Annotated in this window: 23 protein-coding genes; 12 read left to right on the plus strand and 11 right to left on the minus strand. The window is 60.9% G+C overall.

What is annotated here, in order from left to right; translation table 11 throughout:
• Positions 1 to 54: 54 nt before the first annotated feature.
• The 9 genes from V3W40_RS15720 (at position 55) to V3W40_RS15760 (ending at position 10,163) form a co-directional block, all read left to right on the plus strand.
• Positions 55 to 1,362 carry a CitMHS family transporter gene (locus V3W40_RS15720; RefSeq protein WP_003170826.1) on the plus strand — a complete coding sequence of 436 codons (1,308 nt, stop codon included), beginning with the start codon at positions 55 to 57 and terminating at the stop codon, positions 1,360 to 1,362.
• A 68-nt stretch (positions 1,363 to 1,430) separates the two neighbouring features.
• Positions 1,431 to 2,198, plus strand: a complete 768-nt coding sequence (locus V3W40_RS15725) for a TerC family protein (RefSeq protein ID WP_027608010.1) — start codon at positions 1,431 to 1,433, stop codon at positions 2,196 to 2,198.
• Positions 2,199 to 2,409: 211 nt separating this feature from the next.
• A complete protein-coding gene (locus V3W40_RS15730) occupies positions 2,410 to 4,068 on the plus strand; it encodes a Na/Pi cotransporter family protein (RefSeq protein WP_065926872.1) in 1,659 nt (552 codons plus the stop codon).
• 57 nt (positions 4,069 to 4,125) lie between these two features.
• The gene (locus V3W40_RS15735; RefSeq protein WP_330215306.1) at positions 4,126 to 5,508 is read left to right on the plus strand and encodes a M16 family metallopeptidase; all 1,383 of its coding nucleotides are present in this window, start codon (positions 4,126 to 4,128) and stop codon (positions 5,506 to 5,508) included.
• Positions 5,509 to 5,580: 72 nt separating this feature from the next.
• Positions 5,581 to 6,612 (plus strand): DUF5924 family protein, encoded by a 1,032-nt coding sequence (locus V3W40_RS15740; RefSeq protein ID WP_065926870.1) that lies wholly within the window; start codon positions 5,581 to 5,583, stop codon positions 6,610 to 6,612.
• A 54-nt stretch (positions 6,613 to 6,666) separates the two neighbouring features.
• On the plus strand, positions 6,667 to 7,815 hold the full coding sequence (locus V3W40_RS15745) for an ABC transporter permease (protein WP_330215307.1): 1,149 nt from the start codon (positions 6,667 to 6,669) through the stop codon (positions 7,813 to 7,815).
• Positions 7,812 to 8,615, plus strand: coding sequence for an ABC transporter ATP-binding protein (locus tag V3W40_RS15750; protein WP_442962843.1), 804 nt, complete (start codon positions 7,812 to 7,814; stop codon positions 8,613 to 8,615). The genes V3W40_RS15745 and V3W40_RS15750 overlap by 4 nt, the downstream gene beginning before the upstream one ends.
• Position 8,616: 1 nt before the next feature.
• A complete protein-coding gene (locus V3W40_RS15755) occupies positions 8,617 to 9,555 on the plus strand; it encodes an MlaD family protein (protein ID WP_027608016.1) in 939 nt (312 codons plus the stop codon).
• Entirely contained in the window at positions 9,552 to 10,163 is a 612-nt protein-coding gene (locus tag V3W40_RS15760) for an ABC-type transport auxiliary lipoprotein family protein (RefSeq protein WP_065926867.1), read from the plus strand. Before V3W40_RS15755 ends, V3W40_RS15760 begins: the two co-directional genes overlap by 4 nt.
• Before the next feature lie 88 nt (positions 10,164 to 10,251).
• Here the strand turns inward: V3W40_RS15760 and V3W40_RS15765 are convergent, their stop codons facing one another.
• The 5 genes from V3W40_RS15765 to V3W40_RS15785 all read right to left on the minus strand — a co-directional run bounded on the left by V3W40_RS15765 (position 10,252) and on the right by V3W40_RS15785 (position 14,653).
• Positions 10,252 to 11,481: a nucleoside recognition domain-containing protein gene (locus V3W40_RS15765; protein ID WP_027608018.1), complete on the minus strand. Its 1,230-nt coding sequence runs from the start codon at positions 11,479 to 11,481 to the stop codon at positions 10,252 to 10,254.
• Between the two features lie 97 nt (positions 11,482 to 11,578).
• Positions 11,579 to 12,910 carry a glutamate/aspartate:proton symporter GltP gene (gene gltP / locus V3W40_RS15770; protein ID WP_065926866.1) on the minus strand — a complete coding sequence of 444 codons (1,332 nt, stop codon included), beginning with the start codon at positions 12,908 to 12,910 and terminating at the stop codon, positions 11,579 to 11,581.
• Positions 12,911 to 13,637: 727 nt separating this feature from the next.
• The gene (locus tag V3W40_RS15775; protein WP_065946470.1) at positions 13,638 to 14,105 is read right to left on the minus strand and encodes an inhibitor of vertebrate lysozyme family protein; all 468 of its coding nucleotides are present in this window, start codon (positions 14,103 to 14,105) and stop codon (positions 13,638 to 13,640) included.
• A 2-nt stretch (positions 14,106 to 14,107) separates the two neighbouring features.
• A complete protein-coding gene (locus V3W40_RS15780; protein WP_003170804.1) occupies positions 14,108 to 14,272 on the minus strand; it encodes a DUF1328 domain-containing protein in 165 nt (54 codons plus the stop codon).
• Positions 14,273 to 14,353: 81 nt separating this feature from the next.
• The gene (locus V3W40_RS15785) at positions 14,354 to 14,653 is read right to left on the minus strand and encodes a hypothetical protein (RefSeq protein ID WP_330215308.1); all 300 of its coding nucleotides are present in this window, start codon (positions 14,651 to 14,653) and stop codon (positions 14,354 to 14,356) included.
• Between the two features lie 389 nt (positions 14,654 to 15,042).
• Between V3W40_RS15785 and algB the strand changes: the two genes are divergently transcribed.
• Positions 15,043 to 16,389, plus strand: a complete 1,347-nt coding sequence (gene algB, locus V3W40_RS15790) for a sigma-54-dependent response regulator transcription factor AlgB (RefSeq protein ID WP_065926864.1) — start codon at positions 15,043 to 15,045, stop codon at positions 16,387 to 16,389.
• A 10-nt stretch (positions 16,390 to 16,399) separates the two neighbouring features.
• The gene (locus tag V3W40_RS15795) at positions 16,400 to 18,187 is read left to right on the plus strand and encodes a KinB sensor domain-containing domain (protein ID WP_330215309.1); all 1,788 of its coding nucleotides are present in this window, start codon (positions 16,400 to 16,402) and stop codon (positions 18,185 to 18,187) included.
• 8 nt (positions 18,188 to 18,195) lie between these two features.
• Here V3W40_RS15795 and V3W40_RS15800 read toward each other — a convergent pair whose 3' ends face one another.
• The 6 genes from V3W40_RS15800 to V3W40_RS15825 all read right to left on the minus strand — a co-directional run bounded on the left by V3W40_RS15800 (position 18,196) and on the right by V3W40_RS15825 (position 23,779).
• Positions 18,196 to 18,972 (minus strand): N-acetylmuramoyl-L-alanine amidase, encoded by a 777-nt coding sequence (locus tag V3W40_RS15800; protein ID WP_027608024.1) that lies wholly within the window; start codon positions 18,970 to 18,972, stop codon positions 18,196 to 18,198.
• A gap of 88 nt (positions 18,973 to 19,060) precedes the next feature.
• Positions 19,061 to 21,127 carry a diguanylate cyclase gene (locus V3W40_RS15805; RefSeq protein ID WP_330215310.1) on the minus strand — a complete coding sequence of 689 codons (2,067 nt, stop codon included), beginning with the start codon at positions 21,125 to 21,127 and terminating at the stop codon, positions 19,061 to 19,063.
• Positions 21,124 to 22,002, minus strand: coding sequence for an endonuclease/exonuclease/phosphatase family protein (locus tag V3W40_RS15810; RefSeq protein ID WP_065926860.1), 879 nt, complete (start codon positions 22,000 to 22,002; stop codon positions 21,124 to 21,126). Before V3W40_RS15810 ends, V3W40_RS15805 begins: the two co-directional genes overlap by 4 nt.
• Positions 22,003 to 22,012: 10 nt before the next feature.
• The gene (gene dsbA / locus V3W40_RS15815; RefSeq protein WP_027608027.1) at positions 22,013 to 22,648 is read right to left on the minus strand and encodes a thiol:disulfide interchange protein DsbA; all 636 of its coding nucleotides are present in this window, start codon (positions 22,646 to 22,648) and stop codon (positions 22,013 to 22,015) included.
• 168 nt (positions 22,649 to 22,816) lie between these two features.
• The gene (locus V3W40_RS15820; protein ID WP_065926859.1) at positions 22,817 to 23,443 is read right to left on the minus strand and encodes a c-type cytochrome; all 627 of its coding nucleotides are present in this window, start codon (positions 23,441 to 23,443) and stop codon (positions 22,817 to 22,819) included.
• Positions 23,444 to 23,476: 33 nt separating this feature from the next.
• A complete protein-coding gene (locus tag V3W40_RS15825; protein ID WP_027608029.1) occupies positions 23,477 to 23,779 on the minus strand; it encodes a c-type cytochrome in 303 nt (100 codons plus the stop codon).
• Between the two features lie 192 nt (positions 23,780 to 23,971).
• On the opposite strand from V3W40_RS15825, the gene yihA reads away from it, so the two are divergent.
• The gene (gene yihA / locus V3W40_RS15830) at positions 23,972 to 24,613 is read left to right on the plus strand and encodes a ribosome biogenesis GTP-binding protein YihA/YsxC (RefSeq protein ID WP_027608030.1); all 642 of its coding nucleotides are present in this window, start codon (positions 23,972 to 23,974) and stop codon (positions 24,611 to 24,613) included.
• Positions 24,614 to 24,849: the final 236 nt, after the last annotated feature.

The raw sequence follows: 24,849 nt of genomic DNA on the forward strand, positions 1-24,849 counted from the left end.
CTGACCCCACCCCGGTTCGCCATTCCCTAGCCGCGCTACGCCTGGAGTATTCCTATGCTGACTTTCCTTGGCTTTGCCATGGTCATCACGTTCATGTTCCTGATCATGACCAAGCGCCTGTCCGCGCTGATCGCCCTGATCATCGTGCCTATCCTGTTCGCGCTGTTCGGCGGTTTCGCACCGAAGATCGGCCCGATGATGCTCGAAGGCATTACCAAGCTCGCGCCCACCGGCGTGATGCTGATGTTCGCCATCCTCTATTTTGCCCTGATGATCGACTCCGGCCTGTTCGACCCGGCTGTGCGCAAGATCCTCAAGATGGTCAAGGGCGACCCGCTGAAGGTGTCGGTCGGCACCGCCGTGCTGGCCCTGGTGGTGTCCCTCGACGGTGACGGCGCCACCACCTACATGATTTGCGTGGCCGCCATGCTGCCGCTGTACCAGCGCATCGGCATGAGCCCGCGGATCATGGCCGGCCTGATCATCCTCGCCGGTGGCGTGATGAACATGACCCCCTGGGGCGGCCCGACCGCCCGCGCCGCCAGTGCGCTGCACGTGGACCCCTCGGATATTTTCGTACCGATGATCCCGGCGATGGCCGCCGGTGTGGTCGCGATCCTGGTGATTGCCTACATGTACGGCAAGCGCGAACGGGCGCGCCTGGGTGAACTGCACCTGCAAGGCGACGAGATCGACCACAGCGAGATCAGCGTGTCGCAATACCCGGACGCCCGTCGTCCGAAGCTGATCTGGTTCAACGGTGCCCTGACCCTGGCCCTGATGTGCACCCTGATCGCCGGCCTGTTGCCGCTGCCGGTGCTGTTCATGGTGGCATTCAGTATCGCGATGATCGTCAACTACCCGTGCCTGCAACAGCAGAAAGACCGCGTCGCCGCCCACGCCGGCAGCGTATTGGCGGTGGTCGGGTTGATCTTCGCCGCAGGGATCTTCACCGGCATCCTGTCGGGCACCGGCATGGTCGATGCCATGTCCAAGAGCCTGCTGGCCGTCATTCCGGAAGCCATGGGCCCTTACCTGGCGGTGATCACCGCACTGGTGAGCATGCCGTTCACCTTCTTCATGTCCAACGATGCGTTCTACTATGGCGTACTGCCAGTACTCGCCGAAGCCGCCAGCCATTACGGCATCACCGCAGTGGAAATGGCCCGCGCCTCGATTGTTGGCCAGCCCGTGCACTTGCTCAGCCCGCTGGTACCGTCGACCTACCTGTTGGTGGCCCTGGCCGGTATCGAATTTGGCGATCACCAGCGCTTCACCCTGAAGTGGGCAGTACTGGTATGCCTGTGCATAATGTTCGCCGCATTGCTGATGGGGATTTTTCCGCTGTTCAGCACTCTATAATCGTACCGACTCACTCACCGCGCGGCGCTGCAGCTTGCGCGGTTTAACACTTGCTCAAAGGAATACACATGGAATGGCTGACCAATCCGGAAATCTGGATTGCCTTCTTCACCCTGACGGCCCTCGAGATCGTCCTGGGCATCGATAACATCATCATGATTTCGATCCTGGTCAGCCGCATGCCCAAGCATATGCAGGCACGCACCCGGATCTTCGGCCTGGCATTGGCCATGGTCACGCGAATCCTGTTGCTGCTGTCGATCACCTGGGTCATGCGCCTGACCGACGATCTGTTCGTGGTCTTCGGCCAAGGCATTTCCGGCCGCGACCTGATCCTGTTCTTCGGTGGCCTGTTCCTGCTGTGGAAAAGCTCCCAGGAGATGTACCACGCCCTGGAAGGTGAAGACGAAACCCACGACGAACCCAAGGGCGCCGGTGGCAAGTTTATCTACACCATCATCCAGATCGCGATCATCGACATCGTCTTCTCCCTGGACTCGGTGATCACCGCCGTGGGCATGGTCTCCCATGTGCCGGTCATGGTTGCCGCGATCATTGTTGCCGTATTGGTGATGATGCTGGCCGCCGGCACCATCAGCGACTTCATCGACAAGCACCCGTCGCTGAAGATGCTGGCGCTGTCGTTCCTGCTGGTGGTGGGTACCGTACTGATCGCCGAATCCTTCGACGTGCACGTGCCAAAAGGCTACGTCTACTTCGCCATGGCATTCTCGCTGGCGGTGGAAGCAGTGAACATCAAGATGCGCACCGCCATCGCGAAAAAGAAGAAACAGCAGGACCCTGTGAAACTGCGCAAGGATATTCCGGGTCAATAAACCCGAGCCAGACAAAAAAGGGGCTTTTATAAGCCCCTTTTTTCATGCATAAAAAGCTGATTTCATGACAGTTTTGTTTCAATCCCCACTTTAGCTATGCGATGCTGGCGCCGAGCCCATTCGCCAACTACAGCTTAACTACAAGACGTAGAACGGCACGCGGTAATTCTCATTTGCGCCAAATGGCGCACACCCACACGGGGGGCCGAGCATGCTGACCTTGCTCAATCTGCTTTCCGCCGTGACCCTGCTTATCTGGGGCACGCACATCGTCCGTACCGGCATCCTGCGGGTCTACGGTTCCAACCTGCGTCAAGTCATCGGGCAGAACATGTCCAAGCGCTGGCTGGCATTTGTCGCCGGCATCCTGGTGACTGCCATGGTGCAGAGCAGCAACGCCACGGCAATGCTGGTGACCTCCTTTGTCGGCCAGGGCCTGATGGGGCTGGTGCCCGCCCTGGCGACCATGCTCGGCGCCGACGTCGGTACCGCGCTGATGGCGCGGGTGCTGACCTTCGACCTGTCCTGGCTGTCGCCGCTGCTGATCTTTCTCGGGGTGATTTTCTTCCTGTCGCGCAAACAGACGCGGGCCGGGCAGTTGGGCCGGGTCGGGATCGGCCTCGGGCTGATCATCCTCGCGCTGCAGTTAATCGTCGAAGCCGCCGGGCCGATTACCCACGCCCAGGGCGTGAAAGTGCTGTTCGCCTCGCTGACCGGCGATATTTTGCTCGATGCCCTGGTCGGCGCCCTGTTCGCGATGATTTCCTACTCCAGCCTCGCCGCTGTCCTGCTGACCGCCACCCTGGCCGGCGCCGGGGTGATCGGCTTGCACGTGGCCATCGGCCTGGTAATCGGCGCCAACATCGGCAGCGGCGTGCTGGCCTTTCTCAGCACCAGCATGCAGAACGCCGCCGGTCGCCAGGTCGCCTTGGGCAGCCTGCTGTACAAACTGATCGGCCTGCTGCTGATTATCCCGGTGCTCGACCCGCTGGTGCTGTGGATGGACGGCCTGGACTACAGCGCCCAAGGCATGGTCATCACCTTCCACCTGCTCTACAACGTCAGCCGTTGCCTGATCCTGCTGCCCACCATCGGCCCCATGGCCAGGCTGTGTGCCTGGTTGCTGCCGGAGCGGGACGAGGTCAACGGCAAGGCCAAACCGCGCCACCTGGACCCCACGGCCCTGACCACACCGAGCCTGGCCCTGGCCAACGCCGCGCGCGAAACCCTGCGCCTGGGTGATCTGATCGACAACATGCTCACCGCCATGCAGGAAGTGCTGCGCGGCAAACAGACAGCCATTACCCAGGAAATACGCAGCCTCAGCGATGATGTCGAGGCACTCTACAGCGCGATCAAACTCTACCTGGCGCAAATGCCCCGCGAAGACCTCAGCGAGCAAGACAGTCGGCGCTGGGCCGAAATCATCGAGCTGTCGATCAACCTGAAACTGGCCGGCGACCTGATCGAACGCATGCTGCGTAAAGTCCAGCAGCAGAAAACCTCCCAACGCCGCCAGTTTTCCGAAGTGGGCCTGGAAGAACTCACCGGCCTGCACAGCCAATTGATCGCCAACCTGCGCCTGGGCTTGTCGGTGTTCCTCAGTGCCGACCCGGAAAGCGCCCGCCAACTGCTGCGCGAAAAGCGCCGCTTTCGCGCCCAGGAACGCCGCCTGGCCCACGCCCACGTCAGTCGCCTGCAACGCAAGATCGTGCAGAGCCTGGAGACCAGTTCCCTGCACCTGGAGCTGATTGCCGACATGAAACGCTTGAACTCGTTGTTTTGCAGCAGTGCTTATGTAGTCTTGGAAACGTCCGACACCGGCGCACTCTCCGCCGAAGATATTGCCGACATCACACATTCGCCCTGAACGTACGATGGCCCGTGAAGTCAGTTAAAGCTGACCTCACTCGCCAGGAAGCTTGTTATGCGTCGCCTGTTGTTCGCTTGCCTGCTCATGGGTTCTGCCCACGTCCTTGCCTTTGACCGCTTGCAGGTTGAGGGCTACACCTTGCCCAACGGCCTGCAATTGCTGCTTAAACCGGGCACCGAGCGCGGCCATGTGGCGATTCGCCTGGTGGTCGGCGTCGGCCTGGACGACTTCGGTTGCGAAGACAAGGAACTGCCGCACCTGCTCGAGCACTTGCTGTTCAGCGGTATCGACGGCGGCGGCGAAGGCGAGCTGGAAGACCGCATGCAAGCCCTGGGTGGCGAGTGGAACGCCTACACCAGCAACGCCGATACGACCTTTGTGATCGAGGCACCCGCGCAAAACCAGCGCAAGGTGCTCGACCTGCTGCTGGCGATCATCACCCGCACCCAGTTGACCGACGCCAATATCAACGCGGCCAAACAGGTCGTCGAGCGCGAAGACGGCGGTCATTACTCCCACCTGCAACGCCTGCTCGACCGCCAGGACCTGGGTCACACCGCCAGCAATCAACTGGCCATCGAGCTGGGGCTCAAATGCGCCGAGCGTTCCGAGGTCGATCACCTGACCCGCGACCAACTGGAGACGCTGCGCAAAAATTGGTACGCCCCCAACAACATGACCCTGATCATCGTCGGCGACCTCGACAAACTGCTGCCGGCCTACCTGGAGCGCACCTACGGTCAACTCGACCCGATCGAACCCAGCGAGCACCCGGCGCTGCCGCAGATCCAGCACGCCGCCGCCAGCCACCGCGACCTGATCCACGGCTGGGTGGGTGACAGTGCCAAACTGCACTGGCTGTTCCCCGAGCCGGTGCTGGACGACCAGCATGATGAAACCTACGACCTGCTCAAGGATTACCTGGATTGGGCGCTGTACCGCCAACTGCGCCTCAAGCATGGGTTGTCCTACGGCCCCTGGAGCGAGCGCGAAGTGCTCGGCGGCGTTGGCTTCCTCAGCCTGAATGCCGACCTCGAGCGGGACCACCTCCCCGAAGCCGAGCAGGTGCTGCAAGACCTCAAAGCGCAACTGCTCAAGGACGGCCTTGACCCAACGGTATTCGCGCGCCTCAAACAGGCCGCCATCGCCCGCCAGGCCTGGGCCGTGCAGGGCAACAGCGCGCTGGCCGACTATTATTGGAGCGCCTCGGGCGATTACGACAACGGCCACTTCAGCGACCCGGTCAAACGCATCAAGGCCGTGAGCCTGGAGCAGACCAGCCAGGCCATGCGCGAGTTGCTCAAGCAACCGGGTTACTGGCGCATCGAGAAACCACTGCTGAGCTACGACATGCTCAACTGGATCGGCGCCGGCATCCTCGGGCTGATCGCCATTGCGTTGATCGGCGTGCGCCGTTATCGCAAACGGATCGCGTAATGAGGCACCGAACCCTGGCCTAAGACGTTATTCTGTCTGGGATTTTTTCCTACAAAGACTGCGAACCGCCGAATGCAAAACCTGACCCGCTTAATCACCCGCGTCCTCGAACTGATGAAGCGCTACCCAGGGGTGATTGCACTCGGCGGTTTTATCTCGGGTGTATGCAGCTTCATCCTGGTGGATCGCCAGCAGGGCATGGCCAGTTGGATCGCGGTGATCATGCTGGTGAGCTGGCTGTGGCTGATGCTGGAAAACAGCTTTACCCAGCTGTTCACCAAAGTCTTCAAGCGCGAAATACCCGAACCCCTGCTGCGCTACGCGACCCAGATGATTCACCAGGAAAGTCTGTTCTTCGTGCTGCCGTTCTTTTTCGTCACCACCGCCTGGAACAGCGGCCAATCGGTGTTCACCGGCCTGCTCGGCGCGGCCGCGCTGGTTTCGATCGTCGACCCGCTGTACTACAAATGGCTGGCGCCCAAGCGTTCGTTGTTCCTCGCGTTGCACACCCTGACCCTGTTCGCCGCGCTGCTCACTGCGCTGCCGATCATCCTGCACCTGACCACCGCCGAAAGTTACAAACTCGCCCTCGGCGTCGCCATGGCCTTGTCGATTCCAAGCCTGGCGGTGAGCCTGCCGCTGCGCAGCCTCAAGGGCTGGGCGATGCTGCTGGGGGTAACGGCCGCCATTGGTTGCGCGGGCTGGTTCCTGCGCAGTTGGGTACCGCCGGCCACCTTGTGGATGACCGAAGTGGCGATCAGCACCCAACTGCAAGACCGCACGCCGGGTGACGACCTCAAGGAAGTCAGCGCCGCCCAACTGCGCAACGGCGGGCTCTATGCCTACACCGCAATCAACGCGCCGCGCGGGCTGGATGAGCGCATCTACCACGTGTGGAAATTCAACGGCAAAGAGGTCGACCGCATCGCCCTGGACATCCACGGCGGACGCAAGGAGGGCTACCGCGCCTGGACCCACAAGCAGAACTTCCCGCCCGAAGCGGTAGGGCGCTGGCAAGTCCAAGTGTTGACGGAGGACGGCCAGGTGATCGGCGTGCTGCGTTTTAAAGTGACGGACACAGCACAAACCGACAACCCAAAGTAGGCAGGATCGTGCTATTACGTAGGAATTGTGGATAGCCAGACAAGCTCGGAGCTTATGACCAGTAGTACTACGGCCGGCGCAGCCCACCTCGATACGTCCACCGCTCCCCCGTTACTGCGGATTACAGGGGACTGGACGCTTGCCCACTACGCAAACCTGAAGAAGCTGTCGGACAAGCTCGACGGCCAATACGACGCCGGAGCGTGCATCGATCTCAATGGCCTCGGCGCCCTGGATACCGCCGGCGCCTCGCTGCTGGTGGAGCTGCTGGGGCCCACCCGTATCGAACAATCCGCCGAGCAGACCGACTGCAGCCTGTCCGCAGCCGACCGCGCGCTGCTCAAGACCGTCTACCGCTCCCTCAACGATTTTTGCGTGCCGGACAAAGCGCCGGAAGAAGCCACTGGCATTCAGGTGCTGGCGCGTATCGGCGCGGCCGTGGACAAGGTCTGGCAAGACAGCAAGCAACTGCTGGGCTTTATCGGCCTGATCCTCGAAACCTTTGCCCGGGGCATTTTCCGGCCCAAGCGCTGGCGCCTGACGCCGATGGTCGCCCATCTTGAACAGGTCGGCCTCGACGCCGCGCCCATCGTCGCGTTGCTGACCTTTCTGGTCGGTGCCGTCGTGGCGTTCCTCGGCGCTACAGTGCTCAAGAGCTTTGGCGCAACGATCTTTACCGTGGACCTGGTGGCGTTCTCTTTCCTACGGGAATTCGGCGTATTGCTCACCGCCATCCTGATTGCCGGTCGCACCGCCAGCGCCTTTACCGCGCAAATCGGCTCGATGAAGGCCAATGAAGAAATCGACGCCATCCGCACCCTGGGCCTGGACCCGATGGAGTTGCTGGTATTGCCGCGCGTGCTGGCGTTGCTGGTGGCACTGCCGATGCTGACGTTCATGGCGATGCTGGCGGGGATCGTCGGCGGCGGCGTGGTCTGCGCCGTGGCCCTGGACATCTCGCCGGCGATGTTCCTCTCGCTGCTGCAATCGGACATTGGCGTGCAGCACTTCCTGGTGGGCATGGTAAAAGCCCCGTTCTTCGCCTTCCTGATCGCCGCCATCGGCTGCCTGGAAGGCTTCAAGGTCAGCGGCAGCGCCGAATCGGTCGGCGCCCACACCACCTCCAGCGTGGTGCAATCGATCTTTGTGGTGATCGTGCTGGATGCGGTGGCCGCGTTGTTCTTCATGGAGATGGGCTGGTGAGTCGTCTGCACCGTGCGCCCACCGAGGCGGTGATTGAAGTGCGTGGCCTGTGCAATCGCTTTGGCAGCCAACGCGTGCACGAGCATCTCGACCTGGATCTGTACAAGGGCGAAATCCTTGCGGTGGTCGGCGGATCCGGCAGCGGTAAATCAGTGCTGCTGCGCAGCATCGTCGGCCTGCGCCGGCCCAGTGAAGGCGAAGTGCGGGTGTTCGGTAAGAACCTGCCGAGCCTGCCGGAACATGAACGCTCGCTGGTGGAACGGCGCTTTGGCGTACTGTTCCAGCAGGGCGCGCTGTTCTCCTCGCTGACGGTGACCGAGAACGTCGCGCTGCCGCTGATCGAACATGCCGGGCTCAGCCGCCGTGATGCCGAGCACCTGGCTGCGGTCAAGCTGGCCTTGGCCGGACTGCCGCTGTCGGCGGCCGACAAATACCCCGCTTCGCTGTCCGGCGGCATGATCAAGCGCGCGGCCCTGGCACGGGCACTGGCACTGGACCCGGACATCCTGTTCCTCGACGAACCCACCGCCGGCCTCGACCCGATTGGTGCGGCGCAATTCGACCAACTGATCCTGACCCTGCGTGATGCGCTGGGCCTGAGCGTGTTCCTGGTCACCCATGACCTGGACACGCTCTACACCATCACCGACCGTGTGGCGGTGCTGGCGCAGAAGAAGGTGCTGGTGGCCGATGCCATCGATATCGTCTCGGAAACGGACGACGCCTGGATTCACGAATATTTCCACGGCCCCCGTGGCCGCGCGGCATTGGATGCCGCTCAACCGCTCAACGAGGTATGACATGGAAACCCGAGCCCATCATGTGATGATCGGTCTGTTCAGCGTGATCGTGGTGGTCGGCGCGATGCTGTTTGGCCTGTGGCTGGCCAAATCCAGCGTCGACAGCGCCTTCCAGGATTACGAAGTGATCTTCAACGAAGCGGTCAGCGGTCTGTCCCAGGGCAGCTCGGTGCAATACAGCGGGATCAAGGTGGGCGATGTCATCAGCCTGCGCCTGGATCCCAAGGACCCGCGCCGCGTACTCGCGCGCATTCGCCTGGCCGGCCAGACGCCGATCAAGGAAGACACCCAGGCCAAACTCGCGCTGACCGGCATCACCGGCACCTCGATCATCCAACTCAGCGGCGGCACGCCGCAAAGCCCGGAGCTCAAGGGCAAGGACGGCAACCTGCCGGAGATCATCGCCTCGCCATCGCCGATCGCGCGATTACTCAATAACAGCAACGACCTGATGACCAGCATCAACCTGCTGCTGCACAACGCCAACGACATGTTCTCCGCGCAGAATGTCGAGCGCCTCAGCAACACCCTGGACCATCTGGAACAAACCACCGGCGCGATTGCCGACCAGCGTGGGGATATCAAGGTGGTGATGCAGCAATTGATGCAGGTAAGCAAGCAGGCCGGGGCCGCCCTGGAGCAAACCACGGCGCTGATGCGCAACGCCAATGGCCTGCTCAGTGATCAAGGCAAGCAGGTCTTCGGCAGCGCCGAACAGGCGATGAAATCCCTTGAGCAAAGCACCGCCACCATCAATACCTTGCTGACCAACAACAAGGACTCGGTGAACAGCGGCATGCAGGGCCTCAACGAACTGGCGCCGGCCGTGCGCGAACTGCGCGAAACCCTCGGTTCACTGCGCGCCATCTCTCGCCGCCTGGAAGCCAACCCCAGCGGCTACCTGCTGGGCAGCGACAAGAACAAGGAGTTCACGCCATGAAGCGTGCTTACCAAATGATCGCCCCTGTGGCCTTGGCGCTGATCAGCGCGTGTTCGATCCTGCCCAAGGCGGATCCGTCGGACGTCTACCGACTGCCTACGGCCCAGGGCACGACCCAGGGCGCGCCAGTCAATTGGTCGCTGCGCCTGGCCAAGCCGCAGACCAGTGAGTTCCTCGACAGCCCACGCATCGCCGTGGTGCCCAATGGCGATTTGATCAGCAGCTATGCGAACTCACGCTGGAGCGACCCAGTGCCGGTGCTGCTGCGCAATCGCCTGATGGACGGGTTCCAGCGCGATGGACGCGTAACGCTGTTGAGCACCGACGACACCAACCTGCAGGCCGATTATGAATTGGGCGGGCAGTTGCAGGCGTTTCAGAGCGAGTACCGGGGCAGTGCGGTAGCGGTGGTGATCCGCCTCGACGCACGCCTGGTGCGTGGGAGTGATCAGCGGATTATTGCCAGCCGGCGGTTTGAAGTGCAGCAGGCGGTGACTGACACCAAAGTGCCGGCGGTGGTGACCGGGTTTGGGTTGGCGGGAGATCAGTTGAACAGGCAGGTGGTGGAGTGGGTTGTTCAGCAGGGCAATGGTGCGGTGAAACGCTGAGGGCCTCATCGGGGCCCCCTCCCACATTTGGATCTGTGAACACATTCAGAATGTGGGAGGGGGCTTGCTCCCGATAGCTATTTAAGCCTCAGCCAAAGAACCAGTAGCACACCGCGATCGCTGCGACCACACCAGCAAACTCAGCCAGCAACGCGCACCCTACGGCATGCCGCGCCCGCTGGATGCCCACCGAACCGAAGTACACCGCCAACACATAAAAGGTGGTCTCCGTACTGCCCTGAATCGTCGCCGCCACCAACGCCGGGAAGCTGTCCACCCCCTGGGTCTGCATGGTCTCGATCAACATCGCCCGGGCCGCGCTGCCGGAGAAGGGCTTGACCATTGCGGTCGGCAAGGCGTCGACAAAGCGCGTGTCCATGCCCGTCCAGGCCACCACATGGCGAATGCCTTCGAGGCCCAGGTCCAACGCGCCGGAGGCACGCAACACGCCCACCGCACACAGCATCGCCACCAGGTACGGCAGCAGGTTCTTGGCGACGTCGAAGCCTTCCTTGGCGCCTTCGACAAATGCTTCGTAGACCTTAACCTTGCGCAGCGCGCCGATCAGCAGGAACAGCATGATCAGGCCGAACAACGTGAGGTTGCCGAGGATTGACGACAACCCGGCCAATGCGGTGGCCGAGAGGGTCGCCAGCAGGGCCATGAACCCACCCAGTACCAATGCGCCTGGAACCAGGTAGGCCAGCACCACCGGGTCCCACAGCCGCAGGCGCTGCATCACCGCCACCGACAGCAGGCCCACCAATGTGGATGCGCTGGTGGCCAGCAGGATCGGCAGGAATACCAGGGTCGGATCGGGCGCACCTTGCTGGGCGCGATACATGAAGATCGTCACCGGCAACAGGGTCAGGGAGGATGCATTGAGCACCAGGAACAGGATTTGTGCGTTAGTCGCCGTGTTAGGGATGGGATTGAGCTCTTGCAGCGCCTTCATGGCCTTCAGGCCGATAGGTGTTGCTGCGTTATCCAGGCCCAAGCCGTTGGCGGCAAAGTTGAGGGTGATCAGGCCAATGGCCGGGTGACCGGCCGGCACTTCCGGCATCAGGCGCAGGAACAGCGGGCCCAGGGCCTTGGCCAGCCATTCGACAATCCCGGCTTTTTCGGCGATACGCAAGAAGCCCAGCCATAACGTCAGGGTGCCGAACAACAGCACCATCACTTCCACGGACAATTTGGCCATGGCGAAAATGCTTTCGACCATCGCCGCGAAAATCCCGGCGTTACCGCCCACCAGCCATTGCGCCAGTGCTGACACCATTGCCACGACAAAGAAGCCAAGCCACAGGCCATTGAGCATCAGTTGAATCCCCCGAAAGATGGGGCGAATGATAGCGGGGCTGACAGAAACGACAAACCCCGGATTTACCGGGGTTTGTCTTACAGCCGTCGGGCTATCAGCCGCGAGTGGCTTGGGCAGTCGGCAGGGCTTGCTTGGTGCGCCAGTGCGGCAGGGAGTTCCAGTAGCGCTCGCCCTTGGCGTCGTCGTACATGCCTTCCCAGCGCGAGATGACCAGCACGGCCAGGGCGTTGCCGATCACGTTCAGCGCGGTACGGGCCATGTCCATGATGCGGTCGACACCGGCGATGAAGGCCAGGCCTTCCAGCGGGATACCCACGCTGCCCAGGGTGGCCAGCAGCACCACGAAGGACACGCCCGGCACACCAGCGATGCCTTTGGAGGTGACCATCAGGGTCAATACCAGCATCAGTTGCTGGCCGATCGATAGGTCGATGCCATACAGCTGGGCGATAAAGATCGCCGCGATGCTCTGGTACAGGGTCGAACCGTCGAGATTGAACGAGTAGCCGGTCGGCACCACGAAGCTGCAGATGGCCTTGGGCGCGCCGTAGGCTTCCATCTTCTCGATCACACGCGGCAGCACAGTTTCGGAACTGGCGGTGGAGTAGGCCAGCACCAACTCGTCCTTGAAGATGCGCATCAGCTTGAGGATCGAGAAGCCGAACAGGCGAGCGATCAGGCCCAGCACCGCAAAGGCGAAGAACAGGATGGCGACGTAAACCAGGATCACCAGCTTGGCCAGCGGCAGCAGCGAGGCAAAGCCGAAGTTGGCCACGGTCACCGCGATCAGCGCGAATACGCCGATGGGGGCGTACTTCATGATCATGTGGGTGACTTTGAACATGCTCTCGGACACGCCCTGGAACATGGTCACCAGCGGCTCGCGCAGCTCCGGCTTGAGGCTCGACAAGCCCAGGCCGAACAGCACGGAGAAGAAGATGATCGGCAGCATCTCGCCACGGGCTACAGCGGCGAAGATGTTAGACGGGATCAGGTTGAGGATGGTCTGGATGAACGCATGCTCATGCTGCACCTCGGCGGCGGTCGCCTGGTACTTGGAAATATCGACGGTACCCAGGGTACTCATGTCGATGCCTGCGCCCGGGTGGAAAAGGTTGGCAAGCAGCAGGCCGACCACGATGGCGATGGTGGTGACCACTTCGAAGTAAAGGATGGTTTTGACGCCGATGCGCCCGAGTTTTTTCGCGTCACCGACACCGGCAATGCCGACGATCAACGAGGAAATCACAATCGGGATCACGATCATCTTGATCAGGCGGATAAAGATATCGCCCGCTGGCTGCAACACATTGCTGATCCACCAGGCCTTTTCAGCACTGAAATGGTTGAGCACTGCGCCGATTGCGATCCCCAATACCAAACCGATGAGGATCTGCCAGGCGAGGCTTAGCTTTGCCTTCTTCATGTCATTACCCTTACTTCAAGTGGACTTAAGGCAAATGCGCCAGCTGCAACGCTCGAGAGCGAAAAAGTGTGCGCATCTGCCTCCATGGAAGGTCACCGCAGCATGGCCGAAATGGCTTACTGGCAGGCGAAAAAAGGCGCAACTATTCCCATGCAAGGGGACGACGTCTAATGCCGTAAACGCCTACCCCATGCCAAATCGGCATGACTTTTTTCCATAATAACTGTCCGAACGGTCAGTTCAAATGTGACATTTTGTCCGGTGAATATGCCGTGAACCTGCCAATTCAGGCTCGCGCAGAGATTTTGCAGGTCTTGGAGAGGTTGGCAGAAATGCCCGGGAACTCTGCCGTCGAGCGTCGGAAACGTCCTATGGCGCGAGCAAAACTTTCTCGATAGATGGTCGCCCCGACACACCCAGTAATGGTTGGTCGAAAGCAAAATCAGGATTTGTGGCTATGGGCGGCATAGGAGGCGGGAATAAGAGTCACAAGCCCGCCGCAAGTTCAGCAAGCCGTGGGCTTGTGAACCTGCGTCGCAGCTTTTCACCTGACCTGGCCCTTGCGCAGGCACTCCCTGTGCCCGTAGGTCACGCCGATCTCAATTGATCAGAACAACCCGGCCCCCTGGTCATGCATCCCCCTTGGCGGGGGATGCAGACAGAAAGAAGCGAGAGGCTTCTTTCTATGGACGCTGATCGCGCAGACGACAGACCCGTCAGACGCAACCTAGTACCAATTCGGATCTTTCTTCAGCTGCTCCATCAGCAGCTTCTGCATGCCTTCGTCCGGCTTACCGATAAACCGGTAATCGGCATGCCGCGTCGGAGACTTGTCCGCCGGCAAACCGGCAGGGACTTCCACCAACATGGCGTAGGCATCTTCCTTGTCGAGGCTGAAGGCGACGATCAGGCGCTTGTTAAGGCACGTATCCGCAGTTTCGCAGAGCGGCCCCACCAAGTACTTATCGCCATCTTCTTCCACGGCATTCATCTGCTCGGCCGTGCCCGACAGGTTCAAGACCCATTCCGGCAGGCGCTCTTCTTTCTTCACCACGCCTTGCCAGGTCTCGCGGTACTGCGGATCCGCGCTGAGCAGTTCGTTGGCCCGCGACTGACCGTCATTGGCGGCCATCGCGAAGCCGCTGCCGCCCAAGAGCACAGCGGCAGCAATCGCTTTGAGGGACAAAGTGGTCATTTTCAGCCTCGGCCGCGACGACCAAAGAAGAACGAAGCAATGAACATCACCAGGAAGACCACAAACAGAATCTTGGCGATACCCGTGGCGGTGCCCGCGATACCACCGAAGCCCAGGACTGCGGCCACAATGGCGATGATCAGAAATGTGATTGCCCAACTCAACATGGTGATTCTCCTTACGCTTCTATAAAAGGTAACAGCGGTGATACCGTTCAGGCGCTCAACACAAGCGTCCGACGTTTTTGCCTAGAACACCCAACGCTCTTGGGTTGGCAGCTCGCCCAGGGTGGAGTCCTGATCGGCCACTCTCAATTGCTTGGCGGTCACATCGGCAGAAACGCTCCCGACGGCACGGCTCTCAATGGAACTGAAATGGGTCTGGGTCATTACCGGACGTTCGAATTGCGGGGCTTGGTGCTGACTCTGCTGCCAATGTTGCATCTGCTGGCCTGCAATCAGCGTGACCATCAGGGCCAGGCTGGCAAACAGCCCCTGTTGCATACGCAGTGGCGATACACGCAGTTGGCTGAGGTGTTGGCGAGTCATGCTGCTTTTCTCCCGCATTCTGATTATTCGTTCATGACGCTCTTGAGAGAGGTATTGCAGAGCGCATGCCAGCTTTTTTACAAAATAAAAACCATTAAAATCAACAGCTTATAAATTAAGGCTCAACTGGCGGCGCAGCATCCTGCACGATCCACCGCTACAGGCCGTGCGAAATGCACGATGGCCAGCGGTCGGGTCAAAGGATCGAATGCGCGGGTTGAGTTGCCGAAGTGGCAAGACGGCATGAAAACGCCATCAGACGGGGCTTTGTAGGAAGACTTGCAGATAGCTGCACGACGTTGCTTTTTATCGATCAGAATAAACCATGCAACTTGCCCGATTATTCCGGGACTAAACACCATCATTCATAGTTAAGGAGCGCGGGACAGATGGAATCAGCCAAGGAACTTCAAGGCCGCATTCTTTTAGTGGATGACGAGTCCGCGATCCTCCGCACCTTCCGTTATTGCCTGGAAGATGAAGGCTACACCGTCGCCACCGCCAACAGCGCCGCCCAGGCCGATGCCCTGATGCAACGCCAGGTGTTCGACCTGTGCTTCCTGGACCTGCGCCTGGGTGAAGACAATGGCCTGGATGTGTTGGCCCAGATGCGGATCCAGGCGCCGTGGATGCGTGTGGTGATCGTCACCGCCCATTCCGCCGTCGATACCGCCGTGGACGCGATCCAGGCGGGTGCCGCCGACTACCTGGTCAAGCCTTGCAGCCCCGACCAACTTCGCCTGGCCACCGCCAAACAGCTGGAAGTGCGCCAACTTTCCGCGCGCCTGGAAGCATTGGAAGGCGCCGTACGCCAGCAGAAAGACGGCCTCGACTCCCACAGCCCGTCAATGATGGTTGTGCTTGAAACCGCACGCCAGGTGGCGGGCACCGATGCCAACATCCTGATCCTCGGCGAGTCCGGCACGGGTAAAGGCGAACTGGCCCGGGCCATTCACGGCTGGAGCAAGCGCTCGAAGAAATCCTGCGTGACCATCAACTGTCCGTCGCTGACGGCAGAACTGATGGAAAGCGAGCTGTTCGGCCATAGCCGTGGTGCCTTTACCGGTGCCAGTGAGAGCACGTTGGGCCGGGTCAACCAGGCGGACGGCGGTACACTGTTTCTCGACGAGATCGGCGACTTTCCCCTCACTCTGCAACCCAAGTTGCTGCGATTTATCCAGGACAAGGAGTATGAGCGCGTGGGCGACCCGGTCACCCGTCGCGCCGATGTGCGTATCCTGGCCGCCACCAACCTGAACCTGGAAGACATGGTGCGCGACGGTCGCTTCCGTGAAGACTTGCTGTATCGCCTCAACGTCATCACCTTGCACCTGCCCCCGCTGCGCGAGCGCAGTGAAGACATCCTCACCCTGGCAGACCGCTTCCTGGCGCGCTTCGTCAAGGAATACGCCCGCCCGGCGCGGGGCTTCAGTGATCAAGCGCGCGAAGCCCTGCTCAACTATCGCTGGCCAGGCAATATCCGCGAACTACGCAACGTGGTGGAACGCGCCAGCATCATCTGCCCACAGGAAAAGGTCGAAATCATCCACCTCGGCATGGCCGAACAACCGACCAATAACGCCCCGCGCATTGGCGCGGCGTTGAGCCTGGACGAGCTGGAGAAAGCCCATATCGGCGCCGTATTGGCCACCAGCGATACCCTGGACCAGGCCGCCCGCACCCTCGGCATCGACGCGTCGACCCTGTACCGCAAACGCAAACAGTACAACCTGTGAGCTGCACCCTATGAAGCTAGCGATGAAACTGCGCACTCGATTGTTCCTGAGTATCTCAGCGCTGATCACCGTCGCCCTACTGGGTCTGATCCTGGGTCTGGTCAGCGTCATGCAAATGGCCAAGACCCAGGAGTCCCTGATTCGCAGCAACTTCGTCACGCTGGACCTGGGGCTCAAACTGCGCCAAAGCCTGGGCGACCAATTGATCATGATGCTGGAACATCGCCCCGATCCGCAGGCATTGCAAAGCTCCAAGCAGCATTACTTCGACCTGCTGGACCAAGGCATCGCCCATGAGCAACGCGACGGCCATAACCACGGTTTCAGCCAGGCGCGAGCCCAATACCAGGACCTGCTGGACGCCTTCGAGCAATCCCAGCAGGCGTCGCCACCACCGGGCAGCAAGGAAAAACTCACCGAAACCTTCAATGTGCTGCGCAACGGGCTGATTGCCGAACATAAACAAGCCCTGGGAAACATCAGCGCCAGCGAGCATAAATCCCGCGCGCGCGCCTTGCTGATCGCCGGTTTGCTGGGGTTGGTGGGCCTTGCAGTGCTGATCATCGGATTTGTCACGGCCCATGGCATCGCCCGGCGATTTGGCGGCCCGATCGAAGCGCTGGCAAAAGCAGCCGACAAGATCGGCCAGGGCGATTTTGAAGTGACCCTACCGCTCTCTTCGGCAGCGGAAATGAACCTGTTGACCCGTCGCTTCGGCCTTATGGCCGAGGCGGTGCGCCAGCATCAGGCGACTAATGTTGACGAGTTGCTGGCCGGCCAGCAGCGCCTGCAAGCCGTGCTCGACAGCATCGACGACGGCCTGCTGATGATTGACCGCCAAGGCCGCCTGGAGCATCTCAACCCCGTTGCGCAACGCCAATTGGGCTGGGACGAGGAACGCCTGGGCCAAGGCCTTGGCGAAGCCCTGGTGCGCCCGGAGCTGGATGAACAACTGCAACTGGTGCTGCGCGGCGGCACTCTGGAGCGCGCGCCGGAGGACCTGGAAGTCGAAGTCGAAGGCGAACTGCGCCTGCTGACCTACAGCCTCACTCCCGTCAGCCATACCCAGGGACATATCCTTGGGGCGGTGATGGTGCTGCACGACGTCACCGAACAGCGCGCCTTCGAGCGGGTACGCAGCGAATTCGTCTTGCGCGCGTCCCATGAACTGCGCACGCCGGTGACCGGCATGCATATGGCGTTCGGCCTGTTCCGTGAACGCGCGAAGTTCCCGCCGGAATCCCGTGAAGCGGACCTGCTGGATACGGTCAATGAAGAAATGCAGCGCCTGATGCAGTTGATCAACGACCTGCTCAATTTCTCGCGCTACCAGAATGGCCTGCAGAAACTCACCTTGGGCCCCTGCGACGTGACCGATCTGCTCGAACACGCCCGCGCGCGCTTTGCGGAGCCCGCCAATGCGCAACACATAGAACTGCTGGTAGAAGTGCAATCCGATCTGCCACGGCTGTATGCCGACCAGGGGCAATTGGAACGGGTGCTCGACAACCTGCTGGGCAATGCCCTGCGTCATACCGCCGACGGTGGGCAAATTCGCCTGCAGGCGCGACGTCATGGCGAGCGGGTGATTATCAGCGTCGAAGACAACGGCGAAGGTATCGCTTATGGCCAGCAAGGGCGCATCTTCGAACCCTTCGTCCAGGTTGGCCGCAAGAAAGGCGGCGCCGGCCTGGGGCTGGCGCTGTGCAAGGAGATCGTGCAATTGCACGGCGGCCGCATGGGGGTGTATTCGCGGCCGGGGCAGGGCACCCAGTTCTATATGGCGCTGCCCTTGTAGGCGCCAGCTTAGCGCCGGTTCAGGGCACGCAGGATGGCAGCACTTTCGGCATCCGGCACGCCATCGAACCGGGATGGCCGGAAGCGCATCTGGAACGCCGCGATCACATGGCGCGTGGCGACATCCAACTCACCCGTCTGGGGTGTCGGGTAACCGAGGAGCGCCAATTCTTCCTGGAACCAAGTGATGCTCGGCAATTCAGCGGCGTACTGCACCTGGAAACGGGCGACGGCCTGGGCATCCGGCCACACACTCAGGCCCTCATCGGCCAGGCGCTTCCAGGGGAACAGCGGCCCCGGATCGAGCTTGCGCAGGGGTGCGATATCGCTATGGCCGATGATGTTCCTGGGATCGATGCCATTGCGCTTGCTGATGTCCTTGAGCAACACCACCAATGATTTCACCTGGGCCTCGGAGTACGGGTACCACAAGCGGCCTGTGGGGGTGTCCTTGTAGCCAGGGTTTACGATCTCGATGCCGATGGAGCTGGAGTTGAGCCAGGTACGCCCCATCCACTCGCTTTCTCCCGCATGCCACGCACGTTGGCTCTCATCCACCAGCTTGTAGATGGTGGCGCCGGCGTCGTCACCGATCAGGTAATGAGCGCTGACCTGGCCGTGGGTCAGCAGGGCGAGGGAACGCTCAAGATTGGTGGAGGTGTAGTGCACGACCACGAACTGCACGCGATTGTCGTGGTTCGCCGAAGGGTGGCGGGTGTCCAGGCGCGGACCACTGGCGCAACCGGCGAGCAGAAGAAATACACAGGCGAAGTACAAGGATTTCATGGCGGAAGACAGTACGCTGAAGACGATAATGCAACAGTGTAACGTACCGTTTGTGGCCCGGCGGTCAAATTACACAATGGAACATCTTTTACGCCGCCTGCACCTGGTTACGCCCAGCGGCCTTGGCCCGATACAACGCTTCGTCCGCTCGCTTGAGCGCCAGCTCACTGCGCTCACCGGGCAGGAACTGCGCCACGCCCATGGACACGGTAATCGTCACCGGCTCGCCCTTGAAGTGGAATGGGCAGGCGGCAATCGCAGCACGTAGCACCTCACCCACCGCCAACGCATCCGAGAGGGATGAGTGGGGCATCAGCAACACAAACTCCTCACCGCCAAACCGCGCGATAAAGTCGCCGGTGCGCAGGCGCTTGCGCAGGACGTTGGCGATGATTTTCAGCACCTTGTCACCCGCCAGATGCCCGTAGCCATCGTTGATGCGCTTGAAGTGATCCAGGTCCAGCATCGCGAGCGACAGGCTATTGCCACGCTGGTGCCAGGCATTGACCTCATGGTCCAGACGCTCGCTCCAGGCCGCACGGTTAGGCAAACCGGTGAGCGGATCGACCAGGGCCTTCTGGCGTTGCACCTCCAGGTGCTCACGGTAACCCTGGGCTTCCTGCTCCATATTGGCGACCCGCTCGGCCAGGCCTTTCAGGCGCGCCGCCACTTCCTGCTCGCGCTGATCACGTTGTTGCTGGTGCTCGTCCATGGTCCCGAGCAAACCCTCCAGATGGCTTTCGAGCACCTGCTTGAGGCTGTCCAGGTCCGCGGCTTCCTGGACACTGCTTTGCAGGCCGTCGACCTGTTCGCGAATCTGCGTGTCCAACTCCCTGGCAGCGGAGCGGCTGTCGGCATGGCCGTCGCTGGCCACCTGCAGATGGCCCTGGAAGGCTTCAAGGCGTTCGTTGAGCTGTTTGAGGTAAGCCTCAAACTCGTGCTGGCCGCTGTCGGTGATCGCCAGCATCAGCACCGCCAGGTCATCGAGGATCGGCAGCAATTCGTACCAATTCAAGCCGTGGGCCAAGCGCTCACGCATGGCTTCGGCCTGGGGCCGATGGCGCTCGGGGAGGGCCAGCTCCTCCAGCAGGCCGATCAGGGTGTCTTCGATGTGCTTGGCCACGGAGCTATACGATGGCTCCGGTGAATCCGGCAGGGAGTAGAGGCCATCCGATTGAAGTTCATCGGGGTCCGGTTCTTCGACGTCAAGAACCGGAGGGAACGAGAGGCTGCCGATCACCGTCTCCTGCGGCGCCTCGACGGCAACCTGCGGCGCTTCGATAAAAGCGGCGAGAGCACTCTCGGTGCTGGGCTCTTGCAACTGTGGCTCGGGCTCCCCGGGCTCGACAAGTGCTGGAGAAGCGTCGACAGGCGCAGCCACTGCGGCCCTTTGAACAGGCGCCTCGTACACAAACTTTTCACTGGCGACATCGGCAGCCTTGGCTGGCGCTGTGGCTTCAGGCTGCGCGGCAAGCGGCGCCTGAGACGGCGGCGCAAAGGCTCGCAACGCTTGCGTCAACTCGTCGGACTGTTCGGGCTCCTGGGGCTCGGCGGCGGGCTTGGGGGCAACAGGGGCCGGCGGCGGACTGGGGATGGGCTCGCTGGCCGGCGCCTCGCTCGAAGCGTCCTTGGCACCAAACAGGCGTTGCAACAAACCCGGCCCGGGACGCACGGTTTCACCGTCCGGCTCCAGGTTATCCAGCGCCTGCCCTTGCAGGCTGCTCAACTCGCTGAGCAACAGGGGAATCTCGCGCGCCTGGCTGACACGGCCATCCAACTGCTTGGCAAAGGTTTTCAGCGGACGGGCGACCTCACGGGGCAGCGGCAGCTTTTGCAACTGCGTGACCAGGGAGGTCAGTGCGGTGCTCATCTGGTCGATCCGGGTTTCGCGGCGCTGCTCCGAATCCAGTACCGCCTTTTCCAGGCGCGGCAGCAAGGCGGCGAGGGCAGCGTCCATGTCGTCGGTACGCACGACGTCGCGCATTTCCTTCATGCATTGGTCAACCGCGCGGTCGGTGCCTTCCGCCGCCAGCGTGCTGCGCACCAGCCCACGACGCAGCAGGTCGAGGCGGGCAGCCCAACGGCGTTCGAGCTTTTCTTGTTGCTCGATGCTTAACAGGTATTTTTCTTTCCAGCGCTGGGCGTCGTCGCTCATGCAAGGGGTCCGCGAGGGCCGGGGCTCAACGCGGGCAATGCATCAGCCGTGAGCGAACCCGGCAGACGAATCTCTACCGCGACTGGCAGGTGATCGGAGATGGGCTGCGCCAGTACCTGCACACTCTCAAGTGTGAGGGTCGGGCTGAGCAGGATATGGTCAAGACAACGTTGCGGGCGCCAGCTGGGGAACGTGGCTTCGACTTGCGGCGCCAGTAGCCCGAGGTCACGCAACGGGGAATTCAGCAGGAGGTCGTTCGCATGGGTGTTCATGTCACCCATCAACACCTGATGCTTGTAGTTGCCAATCAGGTCGCGCACGTAGGCCAATTGCAGGTTGCGCGTACGCCCCCCGAGCGCCAGGTGCATCATCACCACCACCAAGGCCTCAGGCCCTTCGCCAAAACGCACGAGAATCGCCCCGCGCCCCTTGGGGCCCGGCAATGGGTGATCTTCGATGGAGGTGGGCTTCAAACGGCTGAGCACACCATTACTGTGCTGCGCCAGGCGCCCGAGGTTGCGATTGAGCTGCTGATACCAGTAGGGGAACGCCCCGAGGTGTGCCAGGTGTTCGACCTGATTGATATAGCCGGAACGCATGCTGCCGCCGTCGGCCTCCTGCAGGGCGACCAGGTCGAAATCATTCAACAGGTCGCCGATCTTCTGCAGGTTACCGGCCCGGCCGTTGTGGGGCAGCAAATGCTGCCAGCCACGGGTGAGGTAGTGCCGGTACTTCTCGGTGCTGTTGCCCACCTGGATATTGAAGCTGAGCAGGCGCAGGCGGTTGTCTGCCGGCAAACCTGTGGACTCCAGGTGATGTGCGTTGACCTGCGGTTCACGCAGGCCAACCACACGTTCAGTACCCCAGCGGCGCATGAGGAGCCCCTTACTTGGCTGCGCGTTCTTTGGCGATCAACTGGTCGGCAACGTTGAGGGTCGCTTCAGGACCACCGGTAGTGCCCAGGTCGAAACGATACTTGCCGTTGACAATCATGGTCGGTACGCCTTGCACGCCGTACTTCTGCGCCAGCTCCTTGGCCTGTTTGATCTGGCCCTGGATGGCGAAGGAGTTGAAGGTGGCCAGGAACTTGTCCTTGTCGACGCCTTGGGTAGCAATGAAGTCAGCCATTTCGTCCGGCTTGGTCAGGCGCTTGCCTTGTTTCTGGATGGCGTCGAATACCGCGTTGTGGACCTTGTGCTCCACACCCATGGCTTCCAGGGTCAGGAACAGTTGGCCGTGGGCATCCCATGGGCCGCCGAACATGGCGGGGATGCGCTTGAAGTTCACGTCCTTGGGCAGCTTCTCGACCCAAGGGTTGATGACCGGCTCAAAAGCGTAGCAATGCGGGCAGCCGTACCAGAACAGCTCTACCACTTCGATCTTGCCCGGTACCGAAACCGGCACTGGGTTGGCCAATTCAACGTAGGTTTTACCGGCTTCAAGCGGCACGTCGGCAGCTTGTGCGGTCATGCCGAAGAGGCTGGCAGTGACGAGAGCGGCGCTGAGGATCAGATTACGCATGCTTTACTCCTGGACAAATAAAGTCGCCTCACGCGACCTTTGTTGTGACAGGTCTACGCGGGCATGAGTTCGTTAGTGTAACGGCAGCGGCCACAAAAAAGGGCGGCCTAAGCCACCCTTTTTATGCTTGCATCGATGGATTAATCGAGCGTTAACGTTGCGTGCACCTTAGTGCAGGCCCTGGATGTAGCTGGAGACCGCCGCAATGTCTTCATCACTCAGCTTGCGAGCGATGGTGCGCATGATTGCCGCGTCGCCATCATTGGCTCGCCCGGCCTCTTCCTTACGGAAATCGGTCAGCTGCTTGGCAATGTAGGTAGCGTGCTGGCCGCTCAGGTGCGGGAAGCCGGCGGCGGCTATGCCCGCGCCATTGGGCGAGTGGCAACCGGTGCAGGCAGGCAGGCCTTTATCCAGGTCACCGCCGCGGAACAGTTTCTCACCACGGGCCACCAGTTTCGGATCAGCAGCTCCCACACTGCCTTTCTGGCTGGCAAAATAAGCCGCGAGGTCTGCCAGGTCCTGGTCACTGAGGTTGGTCAGCAGGCCGGTCATTTCCAGGACCGTGCGCTTGCCATCCTTGATGTCGTGCATCTGCTTGGTCAGGTAACGCTCACCCTGGCCGGCCAATTTGGGGAAGTTCGGCGCCGGGCTGTTACCATCCGGCCCATGGCAGGCACCACATACGGCGGCTTTCGCTTGACCGGCAGTGGCATCACCTTTAAGGGGGCCCTCTGCGGCGACGGCAACACCGGTGATGCCCAAGGTCAACAGCAGACTCACGATCAGTTTGTTCATCAGCTAATCCAACTACGGCTAAGGGTTTAAGAGTTATCTACCGGGTTTACTCACCATCAACTCAATGATGGCCTGGTAATCCTCGGTACTGCAGTCCATGCACAAACCACGCGGCGGCATTGCCTTGAAACCCTGGGTCACGTGTTGCACCAGCGTGTCCATGCCCTGCGCCAGTCTTGGCGCCCAGGCTGCCTGGTCACCCCGTTTCGGGGCGTTCGGCAGTTGGCCGGCATGGCAAGCCACGCAAACTCGGTTGTACACCGCTTCCGGATCCTGTGTAGCCTGAGCGCCATACAGCGGAACCAGGGCACCAAAAGCGAGCAACCATCGGGTCATACATCGACCTTTTCAGGGTTTGAGAGCGTTTTGCGTTCTAATGCGCAATAAAGGTCTATCGCTCCCGTGAACTTCATCCTTCGCTGGGACAAAGCACACACAAAATCTGCGGCATTATATACTGGCGCTACTGAAACGGAAACGACACCGCTTGCCGCACCCTTTTTCGGCACCGCCCACATCGGAAATCTCATGCAACTCAAGAACCCCATCCTCGGCCTGTGCCAACAGTCCACCTTCATGCTCAGCGCCGCCAAAGTTGACCAATGCCCCGATGACGAAGGCTTTGAAGTCGCCTTTGCCGGTCGCTCCAACGCCGGTAAATCCAGCGCACTGAACACCCTGACCCACGCCAGCCTCGCACGCACCTCAAAAACCCCGGGCCGCACGCAGTTACTCAACTTCTTCAAGCTAGACGATGATCGGCGTCTGGTCGACCTGCCGGGCTACGGTTATGCAAAAGTACCTATCCCGCTGAAGCTGCACTGGCAGCGTCACCTGGAGGCTTACCTGGGTGGCCGGGAGAGTTTGAAGGGGTTGATCCTGATGATGGATATCCGTCATCCAATGACCGACTTCGACCTGCTGATGCTGGATTGGGCGGTCGCCAGCGGCATGCCGATGCATATCCTGCTGACCAAGGCCGACAAGCTTACCTACGGCGCCGCCAAGAACACCCTGCTCAAAGTGCAGTCCGAAATCCGCAAGGGTTGGGGTGACACAATCACCATCCAGCTGTTCTCGGCCCCCAAGCGCATGGGCCTGGAAGATGCCTATACCGTGCTGGCCGGCTGGATGGAATTGGCTGACAAAGGTGCGGAACTCGCCGAGTAACTTTTCTGCGGGCAAAAAAAACCCCGGACTTCGTATGGGGAGGGGAAGTTCGGGGTTCAAGTACCGGACCGCTAGGGCGGGGTCCGGATATCTGCCAACACTTAACACAACATAGGAGCATTGAAGGGCTTCACCACCCATTCAGTAACTCTGAGTAGCAGTTCACAGGTTAAGTTCCGGCAGTGTCAAAAAACTATTGGAAATAACTGCAGCGGATTTCCGATCTAAAGCACTGC

This window comes from Pseudomonas sp. AM8, from assembly GCF_036346475.1.
Classification (GTDB): domain Bacteria; phylum Pseudomonadota; class Gammaproteobacteria; order Pseudomonadales; family Pseudomonadaceae; genus Aquipseudomonas; species Aquipseudomonas marginalis.

What these genes read in the sequence shown, in the direction of transcription:
- V3W40_RS15720 (WP_003170826.1), top strand. Translation starts at nt 55, where the DNA reads ATGCTGACTTTCCTTGGCTTTGCCATGGTCATCACGTTCATGTTCCTG.
- V3W40_RS15725 (WP_027608010.1), top strand. Translation starts at nt 1,431, where the DNA reads ATGGAATGGCTGACCAATCCGGAAATCTGGATTGCCTTCTTCACCCTG.
- V3W40_RS15730 (WP_065926872.1), top strand. Translation starts at nt 2,410, where the DNA reads ATGCTGACCTTGCTCAATCTGCTTTCCGCCGTGACCCTGCTTATCTGG.
- V3W40_RS15735 (WP_330215306.1), top strand. Translation starts at nt 4,126, where the DNA reads ATGCGTCGCCTGTTGTTCGCTTGCCTGCTCATGGGTTCTGCCCACGTC.
- V3W40_RS15740 (WP_065926870.1), top strand. Translation starts at nt 5,581, where the DNA reads ATGCAAAACCTGACCCGCTTAATCACCCGCGTCCTCGAACTGATGAAG.
- V3W40_RS15745 (WP_330215307.1), top strand. Translation starts at nt 6,667, where the DNA reads ATGACCAGTAGTACTACGGCCGGCGCAGCCCACCTCGATACGTCCACC.
- V3W40_RS15755 (WP_027608016.1), top strand. Translation starts at nt 8,617, where the DNA reads ATGGAAACCCGAGCCCATCATGTGATGATCGGTCTGTTCAGCGTGATC.
- V3W40_RS15760 (WP_065926867.1), top strand. Translation starts at nt 9,552, where the DNA reads ATGAAGCGTGCTTACCAAATGATCGCCCCTGTGGCCTTGGCGCTGATC.
- V3W40_RS15765 (WP_027608018.1), bottom strand. Translation starts at nt 11,481, where the DNA reads ATGCTCAATGGCCTGTGGCTTGGCTTCTTTGTCGTGGCAATGGTGTCA.
- gltP (WP_065926866.1), bottom strand. Translation starts at nt 12,910, where the DNA reads ATGAAGAAGGCAAAGCTAAGCCTCGCCTGGCAGATCCTCATCGGTTTG.
- V3W40_RS15775 (WP_065946470.1), bottom strand. Translation starts at nt 14,105, where the DNA reads ATGACCACTTTGTCCCTCAAAGCGATTGCTGCCGCTGTGCTCTTGGGC.
- V3W40_RS15780 (WP_003170804.1), bottom strand. Translation starts at nt 14,272, where the DNA reads ATGTTGAGTTGGGCAATCACATTTCTGATCATCGCCATTGTGGCCGCA.
- V3W40_RS15785 (WP_330215308.1), bottom strand. Translation starts at nt 14,653, where the DNA reads ATGACTCGCCAACACCTCAGCCAACTGCGTGTATCGCCACTGCGTATG.
- algB (WP_065926864.1), top strand. Translation starts at nt 15,043, where the DNA reads ATGGAATCAGCCAAGGAACTTCAAGGCCGCATTCTTTTAGTGGATGAC.
- V3W40_RS15795 (WP_330215309.1), top strand. Translation starts at nt 16,400, where the DNA reads ATGAAGCTAGCGATGAAACTGCGCACTCGATTGTTCCTGAGTATCTCA.
- V3W40_RS15800 (WP_027608024.1), bottom strand. Translation starts at nt 18,972, where the DNA reads ATGAAATCCTTGTACTTCGCCTGTGTATTTCTTCTGCTCGCCGGTTGC.
- V3W40_RS15805 (WP_330215310.1), bottom strand. Translation starts at nt 21,127, where the DNA reads ATGAGCGACGACGCCCAGCGCTGGAAAGAAAAATACCTGTTAAGCATC.
- V3W40_RS15810 (WP_065926860.1), bottom strand. Translation starts at nt 22,002, where the DNA reads ATGCGCCGCTGGGGTACTGAACGTGTGGTTGGCCTGCGTGAACCGCAG.
- dsbA (WP_027608027.1), bottom strand. Translation starts at nt 22,648, where the DNA reads ATGCGTAATCTGATCCTCAGCGCCGCTCTCGTCACTGCCAGCCTCTTC.
- V3W40_RS15820 (WP_065926859.1), bottom strand. Translation starts at nt 23,443, where the DNA reads ATGAACAAACTGATCGTGAGTCTGCTGTTGACCTTGGGCATCACCGGT.
- V3W40_RS15825 (WP_027608029.1), bottom strand. Translation starts at nt 23,779, where the DNA reads ATGACCCGATGGTTGCTCGCTTTTGGTGCCCTGGTTCCGCTGTATGGC.
- yihA (WP_027608030.1), top strand. Translation starts at nt 23,972, where the DNA reads ATGCAACTCAAGAACCCCATCCTCGGCCTGTGCCAACAGTCCACCTTC.